This window comes from Betaproteobacteria bacterium, assembly GCA_016720925.1.
Classification (GTDB): domain Bacteria; phylum Pseudomonadota; class Gammaproteobacteria; order Burkholderiales; family Usitatibacteraceae; genus UKL13-2.
Genome location: JADKJR010000001.1, coordinates 55,324 through 69,210, shown reverse-complemented (window position 1 = coordinate 69,210; position 13,887 = coordinate 55,324). Strand labels below are relative to the sequence as shown.

Genomic DNA, 13,887 nt, shown 5'->3' with positions numbered 1-13,887 from the left:
ACCATGGTCGATTCCCGGCGTTCAGTCACTTTCATCCTGGGCACGCTTGCGTTGGCAATTACCTCATTGGCGGCGGTCGCATTCCTGAACTGGAAGGTCGATCCCTTTCAGCAGTATCGTCTGGCGACCGCCGAACAGGCGCGTTTTCCGCGCGCACTGCAGCGCTACATCAATCCCGGCCTTGCCAAGAATGCAGACTACGATTTCGTCATCACGGGCTCGTCTCTCATGGAAAACTACGACCTCGTCGAGGTCAACCGCCTGTGCGGCGCGAAATCAATCAACCTCGCGACCTCTGCCATTTCGGGATTTGAACAACGCAAGATGCTTGAAGTTGCGCTTCGGCATCGCGCCCCGAAGCGCGTCGTGATGACCCTTGATTTCAACTCCTTTGCGCCGCCCATCGAATCCAGTCTGCCCGAGATCACGGACCCGTTGCCGCTCTATTTATACGACCAGAATCCGCTGAATGATTTCCGTTATCTGATCAGCGGGCAGGTCACGATGCGCACGCTATCCATTCTGCAGGGTGTGCGCATCGGCAATTACTCAACGAATCCGAATCGCGCGTGGAGCTGGGATGAGGAGGTGACGTTTTCACGGACGCGCGCGCTAAAGGACATTGATCCCGCCAATATCAACAAGCGCTTCAAACAAGGCCCTCGAACGATCGAGCGGATGCATGCAAGCTTTGATCGCAACATCGCGACACTCATTGAAAAGCACCCTGGCACCGAGTTCAATCTTGTCTTCCCACCCTACTCGATTGTGGTTTGGGCGGATTTCGCCCAGCGCGGACAACTTGACGTGTCGCTGGAGTTCAAGCGCTTTGTTTTTCAGCGAGTGGCCGCTTTGCCGAATGCACGCGTTTTCGATCTGCAATGGGATCGCAAGATCGTTGAAAATCTCGATTTGTACACGGATATTTACCACTTCAATCCCGCAATCAACCGGCACATGCTTGGTGCGGTATGCAACAACGACGCGGGCTACCGGGTGAGCGACAGGAACATTGACGAATTTGAGGCGTTACTGCGACGGCAGGCGCCTCAGGTGGACATTCAGAAGCTGCTGCACAATCCGCAAACGCCGGGCGAGGTGCCAGCCTTTTCGAAGGGTTAACTTTCACACTAACCATTTAAAAACAATGAGTTGTGTGTATGCCCCTCCATTACGTTGCGGTGCAGCAAAAATAGGGTTATGCTTCCCGCCAGCAAATAACGGTGGGTCAAAGGCATCCACTACCCCAACGCAATCAAGCCCTGCCCGCCCCCTAGCGACCAGAGAAAAAATTCCTGCCGACCGCGCGTTCCGCGCTAACAATGCCACGCAGCCGCAAGCGTGCATGTCTCGGCAATTTCCCCATGGACAACCCCAATAAAAAACTCGGTGCGCTGACTATTGGCGCCATTGGCGTCGTGTTTGGCGATATCGGCACCAGTCCGCTCTACGCGCTAAAGGAATCGTTTCATCCCAACCACGGCATTCCTCTCACACAGGCAACTGTTTTCGGGATTCTGTCCGTGATGTTCTGGGCGATGATGGCGCTGGTGACGGTCAAGTATCTGGCCTTCATGATGCGCGCCGATAACAAAGGCGAAGGCGGAATTCTTGCCTTGACCGCATTAGCGCAACGCAGCTTTCGCAAGGGAACACGCCGGCATTGGTGGGTGGTTGCACTGGGCATGTTTGGGGCGTCGATGTTCTATGGCGACGCCATCATCACTCCAGCAATGTCGGTCCTTTCCGCCGTCGAGGGATTGCATATTGTCACGCCGGCGCTGGATAAATTTGTGATGCCGATTTCCATCGGCATCATGTTCGGATTGTTCGCCATCCAGCGTCATGGTACCGCGGCGGTGGGGCGTTTTTTTGGCCCCACGATGGCGCTTTGGTTCGCCGTGCTGGCCCTTCTCGGTATTCTGCAGATCGTCAAGAACCCGTCAATTCTCACTGCGCTGAACCCCTGGTATAGCTGGCAATTTTTTATTGACCACAAAGTTGCGGCGTGGATTACGCTGGGCGCCGTTGTCCTCTGTGTGACGGGTGGCGAGGCGCTGTACGCCGACATGGGACACTTTGGCCGTAAACCGATACGTCTCGCCTGGTTCACACTGGTATGGCCCGCCTTGCTGCTCAACTATCTTGGACAAGGAGCACTGATCTTGGCGGACCCGACCGCCATCAGGAACCCGCTCTACCTGATGGCCCCGAACTGGGCGCTCATTCCGATGATCGTGCTCGCCACCGCCGCCGCCATCATTGCGTCGCAGGCAGTCATTTCCGGTGCGTTCAGCCTCACCAAGCAGGCGATCCTGCTGGGCTACTTGCCGCGGTTCAGGATCGAGTACACCAACGAGAGAGAAGCGGGACAGATCTATGTTCCCTTCATCAATTGGGGTCTCCTGCTTGGTATCATCGCGCTGGTGCTTATCTTCAAGAACTCCACCAATCTCGCCGCCGCATACGGTATTGCCGTCATGCTCACCATGACCATCGACACCTTGCTGCTTTGGGTCGTGATGATCTATATCTGGAAATGGAACCGATGGTTTGCGGGCGCACTGGTCATCGGCATTCTCGCCAACGACTTCATGTTCCTGTCCGCAACCCTTACCAAGATCGCTGAGGGCGGCTGGTTCCCACTGGTGATTGGCGTCGCCATGTTCACCATCATGAGCACATGGCGGCGCGGACGCGAAATCGTGCGCCGCAAGGTCAACGATGGCGCCATGCCGATGAAGCTGTTCGTTGACTCCATGGCTATATCCGACACCCCACGCGTGGAAGGGACGGGCATCTTCATGACAACCAATCCGAGCGGCGTGCCAAACGCCCTGCTACACAACCTGAAGCACAACAAAGTTCTGCACGGGCGCGTGGTGGTTTTGGCGATCGTCATCGAAGATATTCCGCGCGTTCCGCACGAAGACTACATCTGGATTGAAAATCTTGGGCACGGTTTTTACACCATCAGCGCGCACTATGGCTTCAAGGAAACGCCGAACATCCCCGTAATGTTGAACGATTGCTGCCTGCAACATATGGAATTCGACATGATGGAAACCAGCTTCTTCGTCAACCGTGAAACACTGATCGCCACCCCCAAGGGCAGCATGGCCTTGTGGCGCGAACATCTGTTTGTATGGATGACCCACCTTGCCACCAAGGCATCGGACTACTTCCGGATTCCGACCAATCGGGTGGTGGAGCTGGGAACGCAAGTCGAGATCTGATAAGCAATCTCTAGCGCTGGCGAGGCTTACAGGCCGTTTTGCCTTGTAACACCGCGCCAAATGGCGGTTTACATGTTGATATGCGGGCTAGACGTTAAACCGAAAATGCATCACATCGCCGTCCTTGACGATGTAGTCTTTTCCTTCCACGCGCATCTTCCCCGCTTCCTTCGCTTTCGCTTCGCCACCCAATTTCACGTAGTCGTCAAACGCGATGACTTCGGCGCGGATGAAGCCTTTTTCAAAATCGGTGTGAATCACACCCGCCGCCTGCGGCGCGGTGGAACCTTTGTGGATGGTCCAGGCGCGCACTTCCTTTTCGCCCGCCGTGAAGTAGGTTTCCAGCCCGAGCAAGGTGTATGCGGCGCGAATCATCCGGTCTAGGCCCGGCTCGGTCATGCCGATGTCTTCAAGGAATACTTTCTTGTCCTCATCCGGCATATCGGCAATCTCGGCTTCAATCTTCGCGCAGATGGCGACCACCGGCGAATTTTCCTTGGCCGCATGCGCCTTTACGGCGTTGAGCATGGGATTGTTCTCGAAGCCGCCTTCGATGACGTTTGCGACGTACAAGACTGGCTTTGCCGTGATCAGGCTTAGCGGCTTGATCAGCGCCATCTGGTCGGCGTCGAGTCCCATGCTGCGCACCGCTTCGCCCTGATTAAGGTGCTTCATCATCGGCTCGAGCAGTGCGACCAGCTTGATCGCCTCCTTGTCGCCGGCGCGGGAATTTTTCTGCGCTTTGTGCAATGCCTTCTCAACGGATGCCATGTCCGCGAGCGCTAACTCGGTGTCGATGACACCGATATCTGACAATGGATCTACCTTGCCGGAAACGTGAATCACGTTCGGATCATCAAAACAACGTACGACATGTGAAATCGCGTCGGTTTCACGAATATTGGCCAGAAACTGGTTGCCAAGCCCTTCGCCTTTTGAAGCACCGGCGACCAGGCCAGCAATGTCGACGAACTCGACAATCGCCGGGATTTCCTTCAAGGGTTTCACCAACCCGGACAGTTGGCCCAAACGGAGGTCAGGCACTTCGACGATACCAATGTTTGGCTCGATGGTGCAGAACGGATAGTTCTCGGCAGCAATGCCGGCTTTGGTCAGCGCGTTAAACGTGGTCGATTTGCCAACGTTGGGTAGTCCTACTATTCCACACTTCATTTCGATTCTTTCATGTCAGGAATTTTTTCCGCCTTCGCGGGTTTTTCTTTGGTGTGCAGTTTCAGCATTGCACCCTCCATATCGCCATCGGCGATCATTGTCCATGCGCCGGTGGCGCGTTGCATGGCGTCTTCAATGGCACGGGCATCGTCTTTGTCGGGGCGATGCAGTACGTAATCGACGACCTCCGCCTGCGACATGTCGCCGCCCAGCCTTAAAGCCAACTCACGCGGATGGCCGATACCGATGCGCAGGCGCCAGAAATCACGTGTACCCAAGTGAGAAACGATGTCCTTCACGCCATTACTGCCGGCGGCGCCACCGGTCTTTATTTTCAGCCCGCCCGGCGGCAGATCCATTTCATCGTGGGCGACGAGAATTTCTTCCGGTTGAATCTGATAAAACTTGGCCAGCGCTCCAACGGCCTGTCCAGACCTGTTCATGAAGGTAAGTGGTTTCAACAGCCAGACTGTGCCAAGTTTGGCGACTTCACCATAAAACTTGCCCTCTTTCTTGAATGCTGCACCGTACTCGCGTGCAAGCGCCTCCACCCACCAAAAACCGGCGTTATGGCGGGTCTCTACATATTCGCGGCCGGGATTGCCAAGACCGACGACCAGTTTGATCGGTACGCTCATGTTTCGGGAGTTTCCGACATCAATTGCGTGGCTCCGCCACCGATTGATACCTGACTAACGTTGACGAAAGCAGATTTTTGCTTTCGTCGCAGTGAAAATAAAAATGCCCGCAATCAGGGATCGCGGGCATTCGAATATACAACGCGACAATGTGGGGACTATTTCTTGTCTTTTCCGCCAGCCTTGTCGTCTTTCTTGGGAGCCTCCTCCTCTTTAGCTTTTTGGTTGGCGGCCGGTACTTCAGCTGCCGATACTGCTGCGACGGACACTTCCTCTGCCGCAACAGCGCGCGGAATAATAATGGTTGCAACCGATGGATCATCGCCACGAATCAGTGCAACCGATTCCACGCCCGCCGGCATTTTGATGTTGGAAAGGTGAAGCGAGTGCCCCGCCGCCAGGTCTTTCAAATCGACCTCAATAAATTCCGGCAGGTCTTTCGGCAGGCAGGAAATATTGAGATCGTTAAGGATGTGCGACACGATGCCGCCGGAGACCTTCACGCCAGGCGCGATGTCGGCGTTGACGAAGTGCAGCGGCACTTTCATCTGGATCTTCTTGTCGGCGGCGACGCGCTGGAAGTCCACGTGCAGCACGTTTTGCTTCCACGCGTGCATTTGCACGTCACGGAGCAACACCTGCTCGGTCTTGCCATCAAGGTCCATCTCCAGAATGGATGCATGGAACGCTTCTAGCTTCAGCTTGTGATAAAGATTGTTGTGGTCGAGTTCGATCACGGTGGCATCCTTGCCGCCGCCGTATACGATTCCCGGCACCTTGTCCGCGCGACGCAGGCGGCGGCTCGCACCCGTGCCCTGTACTTTGCGCGTTTCTGCTTTGATTGCGATTTTCATGTTGTACTCCAAGTCATAAACCACCCGCGACCAGATGGTTTGTTTCAAAAGTGCCCAAGGACTCCCCCATGTGCGGGAATCCGATGACACACATACCTACTCCGTAAACAGAGAACTTACCGAGCTGCCCTCTGTAATCCTTCTAATCGTCTCGGCAATCAACTCCGCCGTGCCAATCTGCCTGATCTTCTTGCATGCAAGCGCTTCCGGCTTCAACGGGATCGTATCCGTCACCACCAGCTCATCGATCACCGAATTCTCGATACGATCAATGGCCGGACCCGACAGCACCGGGTGCGTACAGTAGGAAATGACCCGCGCCGCGCCGCGCTCCTTCAGGGCTTTCGCCGCCTCGGTCAATGTACCGGCCGTATCCACAATGTCGTCCATGATGACGCATGAGCGCCCTTCCACATCTCCGATGATATTCATCACCATCGACACGTTTGCCCGTGGGCGCCGTTTGTCGATAATCGCCAGTTCCGCGTCCAACTGCTTGGCAATGGCTCTTGCCCGCACCACACCGCCCACATCCGGCGACACCACGATGAGATCCGGATAATCGAGCTTCCAGATGTCCCCCAGCAATATCGGCGTCGCATAAATATTATCGACCGGAATATCGAAGAATCCCTGGATCTGGTCCGCATGCAGATCCATGGTCAACACGCGGTCAACACCGACACCCACCAACATGTTCGCCACGACTTTGGCCGTAATCGCGACCCGCGCACTGCGCGGACGCCGGTCCTGCCTGGCATATCCAAAATACGGCATCGCGGCGGTAATTCGTGCCGCCGAGGCGCGCTTCAAGGCATCGGCCATCACCATGATTTCCATCAAGTGGTCGTTGGTCGGCGCACAAGTTGATTGCAATATGAAAACGTCCTTGCCACGAACGTTCTCCATGATTTCGACCATTACCTCGCCATCACTGAACTTGCCAATTTTGGCCCGGCCCAGTTGCGCGCCCATTTGGCGCGCGACCTCTTTCGCGAGCTTCGGATTCGCACTGCCGGTAAAAATCGTTAAATTGTCTAAAGCCACGGTAGCGCCTCATCCTCACGATTGGAACAAAGGTCACTACACGAATCGTTTCGGCCAAACCCTGATCGAATTACATCGTCGACCGCCACGACAAGTGTGTACTGGCTGGGGAGGTAGGGATCGAACCTACGAATGCCGGAATCAAAATCCGGTGCCTTACCACTTGGCGACTCCCCAAAAACATTAGTCACCCAGTGGATGCTTCCTCAATCCCTGCGCAACAAATCCTTGGTATTCCGGCTGCAACTGCTGAAACGCGTCCCTCGCATCCAACTCCCGTTCGAAAGCGGCAAACACACACGCCCCTGAACCTGTCATGCGGGCGCCAAAAATCGATTTTTGGCTGACCGCCGCCAGTGCCTGAACACTGGTTGAAACTGCTGGAAATGCTTTCATAACAATGGGTTGCAGATCATTACGCATATCCGCAAGCCCACTCGCCGAAAAGTCCGCTATTTTGAGCGGAATCGTGTTTCTTGTCAATTCCGGACGGCCAAAGACAAAAGAGGTCGGTACCTGCGTATTCGGTGTCAAAACGACGTACCACCACACCGGTAATTCCAACGCCTGCAGTGATTCGCCAATACCCTCTACCCAGGCGTTGCGTCCAAAGACAAAGAACGGCACATCCGCCCCAAGCGATAACGCCATATCCTGCAAACGCTTGCGAGGCAAGTTCAAGCGCCAAAGCTGGTTCAACGCCAAAAGTGTTGAGGCGGCATTAGAACTGCCTCCACCGAGCCCACCGCCCATGGGGATCAGCTTCTTGACGGATATATCCGCGCCGAAGCGGGTGCCTGACTCGCGCTGGAGCAATCTTGCCGCACGAACAACCAAATCCTCGTCTTCCGCGACGCCAGGAAGCATGGAAACGCGGCGAATCAGACCGTCTTCACGCGGATCGAATTGCAGCGTGTCTCCAAAATCGAGCAAGGTGAACGCCGATTGAAGCAGGTGATAGCCGTCAGCGCGCCGCCCGACAACGTGCAAGAAAAGATTCAATTTGGCCGGGGCCAATGTGCTAAATGCACGTTGCTTCATTCGGACCGCCACTCGTCAATCACCAACCGGACGACGGTGTCACCACTTATCGCGGACAGGCGTGACGCATACCGGTGAATCCCACGATTTTGTAAACGTTCAACCGTTACCTGCCACGCCGCCCCGTTGCCGAATCGTCGCTCGATCGACTCGTTTTCTTTTAGCCCAATACCTTGCGTCCAGATGGCAATCGCATCCATATCCAGCGCCACACCCAACAAGGAGGAGGTCAGTTCCGCAATCGATTCAGCTGTCGTGATCTCGTGTTCTCGCCTTAGCGTTACGCCGCCGCCGTCGCTTCTAACCAGCTCCGCAACCTGGCTCCCAAAGGGCGTAAACACTTCCAGGCGCTCCTCGTCGGGCGTCTTCGTCCAGCGGATTTGCGCGGATTCGATTTTGTCTCCCACCCGTACGCTGATGCGTCCACGCAAAGTGAAGTACTTGGCTGGCAACAGGCCTGTTGCCAGTGCGGGTGCCGCCGATGTCGCGGGCATTGGATCAATTGCCGCGCAGCCGGGTAACAACGACGCCACGATGATCGCAGGCAGCATGCCCACACAAAAACGGCGCCGAAGAAATTCGAGGCGCCGCATATACGCAACGAGCTCCTGTTCCTGGCTCACGGCCTGAATTTCTTCATCACCGAGACCAGCATTTCGTTATCCGGATTTTCCAGTAGCGATGCACGCCAGATTTTCAATGCCTCTTCGCGATCTCCATTGGCCCACAGTATCTCCCCCAGATGCGCGGCAATTTCCGGATCGCGGCGCACCTGGTACGCGGCTTTAAGTGTTTTCAGCGCGTCGTCCAGTTTGCCAAGACGAAATTGCACCCATCCCAGGCTATCCTGAATAAATGGATCGTCAGGCGCAAAAGTTAGCGCTTTCTGCACCAATTCGTATGCCTCCGCGAGCCGATGGTTGCGTTCGGCAAACGTATAGCCTAATGCGTTGTATGCGTGGGCATGTTCAGGTTTCAATTCGATCACTTGCCGCAAATCAGCTTCCATTACATCAAGCTTGTCAATTTTTTCAGCGACCATGGCACGGTCATACAAAAGGTCGGCAGTGCCTGGATTTTTCTCAATCGCTTCCGACAGCAGCTTGAACGCTGCCGGCAATGCCTTTGAGTCCCGCAGCAATTGTGCCTCCGCAAGGATCAACTGAATGCGTATCTCCGGCGAGTCACCTTGTGTCACTTGCGCATCGTGCAAATGCTTGCGTCCTGCGTCCATGCCGTCGCGCTTGGCAAGAATATGGGAAATCTTGAGCTGCCCGGTAACAAAGTACTCACCCATGGCAATCTTGCGATACCACTCAAGGGCGGCATCCGGACGTTTCTGCCCTTCGGCAACGGCGCCGAGATTGAAATAAACCGGGTTGACATCACGCGGCATGAGCTCCAGCACGCGCTTGAACTGAAGCTCCGCGTCGGCGAAATCTTCAATCTGCTGTGAAAGCAGGCCGATGGCATATGGAATCTCGGCGTCGGCGGGCTGTTTCTTCGCCGCAATGCGAAACTGTTCGCGTGCCGTCAAGTAGCTTTTCTGGGCGACGAGCGATCGGGCATAGGTGAGGCGAACATCATTCGCGTCTGGATACGTCGCCAGGAATTGCGCCAGATACTCAACTGACTTTTCTTCTGAATTTTCGCGAAGAATGTGCGACTTCAATATGGCTGCCTGCGCCCAATCCGCTCGACCCTGCAATGCCTCGTCAATCGAAACCAGCGCCCTGACATTGTCCTTTGCCGCAAGCCGCGACAATGCAATCGAGAAATGCGCCTCGGGCATTTTCAGATGGGGAGCGGATAAAGCTGTCACCGCTTCCGCAACGGCAGACTTGTCCGCGAAGCGAGCGAGCAGTGGATTCAGTTGCATCAAAACAGCCGCCGTCTTCCCCGGTTGAGCGAGCAGCGCCGCAATACTGGTTTTGGCGGAATCAAGCGTACCCTGCGAGCCGACAAGCGCCGCCAACGCCTGTCGTGCCACCGGTGAACTCGGTTCCAGCTCAAGCCAGAGCGTGGTTGCATCGAGTGCCAACGCCAGCTCCCGCGACTGGAATGCGACTTCCACCGCGCGCCGCGCAAGCCGGGGATCGCGCGTTTTTTGGGCAAGGTCGGTCAAGCCGCGCAATGCCAGTCCAGGGCGCCCGCGCTGACCGGCAATCTCGGAAATCAGGTACTGATAAAGAATTTGATCGGTCAACCCCGAATCTAAAACGACTTTTGCCGTGGGTGCGTCCTGCTTTTTTGACGGATCAGACGTGACCGGTTGCGCCCAGCCGACGCTTGAATGCAGGCCGGCCGCCAAAAACATGCCGGCCATCCCCGATATAGATGTACGGCGCTTCTTTGTTTCCTCTTTCATTTCCTTGCCTTCAAAATGCGCCAGATGGCCTTCGCTTCGCAACGACATTTCGCTCCCGCTTCCGACCGATCATCATAATCCGATATTGATCCGTCACGTAACTGTATAACGCCGGATTTTCACTTGCCTTTTGACTTGGGTCTTGCGGCGAGGAACCCACTGCATTGAGCGGATGTTCAATTGGCGCGTAACCCGATGTGCGAGCGGGTCATCGCGACAATCACTATGATGGGAATGTCGCGCACAAGTTCGCTGACTTTCAACATTACCTGGGCTGCCCCTACAATCGAGCTTTCCGCGACGACATTCACAAAAAACAGTCCATGCCAGAACTGCCAGAAGTCGAAACCACCCGTCTCGGCCTGCTCCCTTATGTGCTGGGCCAGCGAATTTCCAGGGTTGTTGTCCGCGACCGGCGGCTGCGCTGGCCGGTGCCGGCCGACTTTGCCAGACGGCTCAAGGGATGCACGGTGCAGGACGTCTTGCGACGCGGCAAATATCTCATTTGGGATTGCGGATCCGGTTACGTGCTGAGTCACCTGAGCATGTCTGGCTCATTGCGAGTGGTGGCAGCGCTTCAATTGCCTGAAAAACACGATCACGTCGACTTCAACTTCGACAGCGGAATCGCAATCCGCTATACCGACCCGCGGCGTTTTGGTGCAATGATTTGGATTCCTGGCAGAAATGTCACACACCCTCTGCTGGACTCGCTGGGGCCCGAACCGCTTGCACCAGAGTTCAACGCAACCCAACTGTGGAGTGCTGCGCGTGGTCGCTCGGTAAGCATCAAGGAATTCATTATGAATAGTCACGTTGTCGTCGGCGTCGGCAATATTTATGCTTCCGAATCGCTTTTCCTCGCCGGCATTCACCCCAGACGCGCGGCGGGAAAGATTTCAATGGCTCGCGCAGAACGACTTGTTGATGCCGTCAAGCAGACTCTTGCCAAAGCGATCCGCGCGGGTGGCTCCTCCTTGCGCGACTATGTGCAGGCCAACGGGGAGCTAGGTTACTTTCAGGTCAACGCATTTGTGTACGACCGCGAGGGACAGCCGTGCCGCATATGCAAGACGCCAATACGCGCGATTCGCCAAGGGCAGCGTTCGACCTATTATTGCCCCGCCTGTCAGACGTAGAATAGTCGAATGCGCAACGCGGCTATCCACATTGTCAGGCAGAAAAATGTCTCGCCGCCATCCACAACGGCTGCACCTGCAGGCAGGGTTTTCCGCAGTGGACTGACCCAGCCCGGCGCCAATCTCGATCATCGTGGATCATATGCACGCCATCACTGAAAGACTTGCCGAATTGCAGTCGTGGCGGGCGCGGCTTTCATCCCAAATCGTCGCCGTGACCGATTTCCTGCGCATGCATGACTTTCTGACGCAGGACACGGAGGCGGCATTGAGCGGTGCACTCGCGCAAGTTGCCAGTCAGAAAGTGACCGTCGCGTTTATCGCCGAAGTTGCGCGAGGAAAATCCGAGTTAATCAATAGCCTTTTCTTCACCGACCTCGGGCGCCAGCTCCTGCCTTCGGGACCCGGCAAAGGAACGCGCTGCGTAACGGAGCTGCGATTTGATCGCGACATGCAAACCAGCGTGAGGCTGCTACCCATCGAGACCCGCGAAAGTCCCAAGCGCTTTGACGACCTGCTAAAAGACAATGACCTGTGGCACTCGGTCCCTTTCGATGCGGACAGTCCGGATTCGACCGCGCGGGCGTTAGCGGCGCTGTCGGAAACCAAGCGTATTTCCCTGTCGGACGCGGTTGCGTGGGGCCTGCACGGCGAAGGCGTCGCGGTTCCCGCCGGGGACAACAACGCGACCCTGGTGGATGTCCCACGGTGGCGCCATGCGATCATCAATTACCCACACCCGTTGCTCGATGCCGGCCTGGTGATCATCGATACGCCGGGTCTTGCGGCACTCATTTCGGAGCCGGAGCTGGCTCGCCAGCGCGTCCCCAGCGCCGATGCGCTGATTCTTGTACTGGACGTTACTGCGGGTGTGACGAAGCCTGACCTCGAAATCTGGCGCGATCACCTTGGCAATGCGCGCCATTTTCGCGATCGCGAAAAGGAAGGGTCAACACAATTGCGGATTATTGTCCTGAACAAGATCGACGAGCTCAGGATTGACGAAACCCTTGGACCGGTTGAGGCCAACCATGCCCGGCTGCTCGAACTCGATCACCGCGTTCGCGATGTGGCGGACCTGCTGCGCATCGATCCAATTCGCGTCATTCCTGTTTCCGCGCGCCTGGCGCTTCATGGAAAGCTCGCCAACGATACCGACATGGCCATCCGCAGTCGTCTGTATCAACTTGAGCGTGGTCTGGCAACGAATCTGCCCAGGGACCGTCAGGTGGGAATGTATTCCGATATCGTGGCCATGCTTTCGGCTGCGCTCGAAACAGCGCAGGAAACGCTCGACAGTGATCGTTTCGAGACGCTCGAGAACCTGCAAAACCTTTCCCTCCTGCGCGAAAAGAATGAAAAGCTTGCGGCGTCGGTCAGTTCACAAACGAATTTGAAACACGACCACCTTGAAGCGGCAATGCGCGAACTGAAGAGCATCAAGAGTGTGCATTCGATGCTGGCGGAAAATTTGTCGACGATTGTCGACGTGACGTCCGCCAAGCTGGACGCAGCCAGCACGCGGCGGGCACTTGTATCAAATGTGTCGCCTGGCAAAACGTACGACATTATCAAGCAGTACTTCTCCGTCACCCGCGCAAAGCTGGTTGCGCTGGAATCCAAGATCGATGAAGTTCGCAGTCTGTACAGTCGAATTGGCGAGCGCATGCGCCAGGATTTTCATTTGATGCTTTATGACGTTCATCCTTTTGCCACCCAGCGCTTCTACTCTGAATTGCAGAAGGCGCAGGACAAGGCGGAGGCCGAGTTCACCAAGACCAGCAATCTCCTTCTGCGACGTGGCAGCGCTCTCGCCGAGCAGTTCGATGAACTGATCGCTAGCCGCGTGTTGCACATATTCGAGATCGCCAGCCGCGAATCCGCGACATGGGTGCGCGGCTTGTATGTTTCGGTCGAAAGGCCCCTGGAAGCGCTAAAGAATCAGACCCTTGGGCACTCGGCAAATGTGGAAAAATTCAAGTCGGCGGAACTCGATCTGGCCGAAAGGATTGCCGAGATCCAGGCACATCTCGACGTCGCAAAACGCAAGCACGCTGCACTGGCCGACGCCCGCGCGGGACTTGAGCGTTTCACGGGAAAAAGCCGTGCCCAGGACGCGGCGGACCAAAAGGGTTAAGCCGCCTTTTGTTGCGTGAGTTTGATGAATTTTGCGAGGAGCTGGTCTTTTGTCTCAACATGATCGGCATCCAGCGGAATGCAATCCACCGGGCACACTTCACGGCACTGCGGTGTATCGAAATGTCCGACGCATTCGGTACATTTCAGGGGATCAATTTCATAGATCTCGGTGCCCTGCGAAATGGCCTCGTTTGGACACTCCGGCTCGCATACATCGCAATTGATGCACTGGTCAGTGATCTTTAGCGCCAC

Annotated in this window: 12 protein-coding genes and 1 tRNA gene; 4 read left to right on the top strand and 9 right to left on the bottom strand. The window is 55.9% G+C overall.

Going from position 1 to position 13,887, the window contains the following annotated elements; all coding sequences use genetic code 11:
- Positions 1 to 3: 3 nt before the first annotated feature.
- Together IPP88_00375 and IPP88_00370 are read left to right on the top strand one after the other, a co-directional pair.
- A complete protein-coding gene (locus IPP88_00375; GenBank protein MBL0121231.1) occupies positions 4 to 1,122 on the top strand; it encodes a hypothetical protein in 1,119 nt (372 codons plus the stop codon).
- A gap of 242 nt (positions 1,123 to 1,364) precedes the next feature.
- A complete protein-coding gene (locus IPP88_00370) occupies positions 1,365 to 3,236 on the top strand; it encodes a potassium transporter Kup (GenBank protein MBL0121230.1) in 1,872 nt (623 codons plus the stop codon).
- A gap of 87 nt (positions 3,237 to 3,323) precedes the next feature.
- Here the strand turns inward: IPP88_00370 and ychF are convergent, their stop codons facing one another.
- From ychF to IPP88_00330, 8 genes are all read right to left on the bottom strand, one after another.
- Entirely contained in the window at positions 3,324 to 4,415 is a 1,092-nt protein-coding gene (gene ychF / locus IPP88_00365; GenBank protein ID MBL0121229.1) for a redox-regulated ATPase YchF, read from the bottom strand.
- Positions 4,406 to 5,047, bottom strand: coding sequence for an aminoacyl-tRNA hydrolase (gene pth, locus IPP88_00360; GenBank protein MBL0121228.1), 642 nt, complete (start codon positions 5,045 to 5,047; stop codon positions 4,406 to 4,408). The genes ychF and pth overlap by 10 nt, the downstream gene beginning before the upstream one ends.
- 158 nt (positions 5,048 to 5,205) lie before the next feature.
- Positions 5,206 to 5,901: a 50S ribosomal protein L25/general stress protein Ctc gene (locus IPP88_00355; GenBank protein MBL0121227.1), complete on the bottom strand. Its 696-nt coding sequence runs from the start codon at positions 5,899 to 5,901 to the stop codon at positions 5,206 to 5,208.
- Between the two features lie 96 nt (positions 5,902 to 5,997).
- Positions 5,998 to 6,948 carry a ribose-phosphate pyrophosphokinase gene (locus tag IPP88_00350; protein ID MBL0121226.1) on the bottom strand — a complete coding sequence of 317 codons (951 nt, stop codon included), beginning with the start codon at positions 6,946 to 6,948 and terminating at the stop codon, positions 5,998 to 6,000.
- Positions 6,949 to 7,050: 102 nt separating this feature from the next.
- Positions 7,051 to 7,125: transfer RNA gene (locus tag IPP88_00345), tRNA-Gln, on the bottom strand.
- A 6-nt stretch (positions 7,126 to 7,131) separates the two neighbouring features.
- Entirely contained in the window at positions 7,132 to 7,989 is an 858-nt protein-coding gene (gene ispE, locus IPP88_00340) for a 4-(cytidine 5'-diphospho)-2-C-methyl-D-erythritol kinase (protein MBL0121225.1), read from the bottom strand.
- The gene (locus tag IPP88_00335) at positions 7,986 to 8,612 is read right to left on the bottom strand and encodes an outer membrane lipoprotein LolB (GenBank protein ID MBL0121224.1); all 627 of its coding nucleotides are present in this window, start codon (positions 8,610 to 8,612) and stop codon (positions 7,986 to 7,988) included. Before IPP88_00335 ends, ispE begins: the two co-directional genes overlap by 4 nt.
- Entirely contained in the window at positions 8,609 to 10,357 is a 1,749-nt protein-coding gene (locus IPP88_00330; protein ID MBL0121223.1) for a tetratricopeptide repeat protein, read from the bottom strand. The genes IPP88_00335 and IPP88_00330 overlap by 4 nt, the downstream gene beginning before the upstream one ends.
- 323 nt (positions 10,358 to 10,680) lie before the next feature.
- On the opposite strand from IPP88_00330, the gene mutM reads away from it, so the two are divergent.
- Together mutM and IPP88_00320 are read left to right on the top strand one after the other, a co-directional pair.
- The gene (mutM, locus tag IPP88_00325) at positions 10,681 to 11,496 is read left to right on the top strand and encodes a bifunctional DNA-formamidopyrimidine glycosylase/DNA-(apurinic or apyrimidinic site) lyase (protein MBL0121222.1); all 816 of its coding nucleotides are present in this window, start codon (positions 10,681 to 10,683) and stop codon (positions 11,494 to 11,496) included.
- Between the two features lie 142 nt (positions 11,497 to 11,638).
- On the top strand, positions 11,639 to 13,633 hold the full coding sequence (locus tag IPP88_00320) for a dynamin family protein (GenBank protein ID MBL0121221.1): 1,995 nt from the start codon (positions 11,639 to 11,641) through the stop codon (positions 13,631 to 13,633).
- On the opposite strand, the gene IPP88_00315 is transcribed toward IPP88_00320, so the two are convergent.
- Positions 13,630 to 13,887, bottom strand: a complete 258-nt coding sequence (locus tag IPP88_00315; GenBank protein ID MBL0121220.1) for a YfhL family 4Fe-4S dicluster ferredoxin — start codon at positions 13,885 to 13,887, stop codon at positions 13,630 to 13,632. The two genes, IPP88_00320 and IPP88_00315, sit on opposite strands and share 4 nt — an antisense overlap.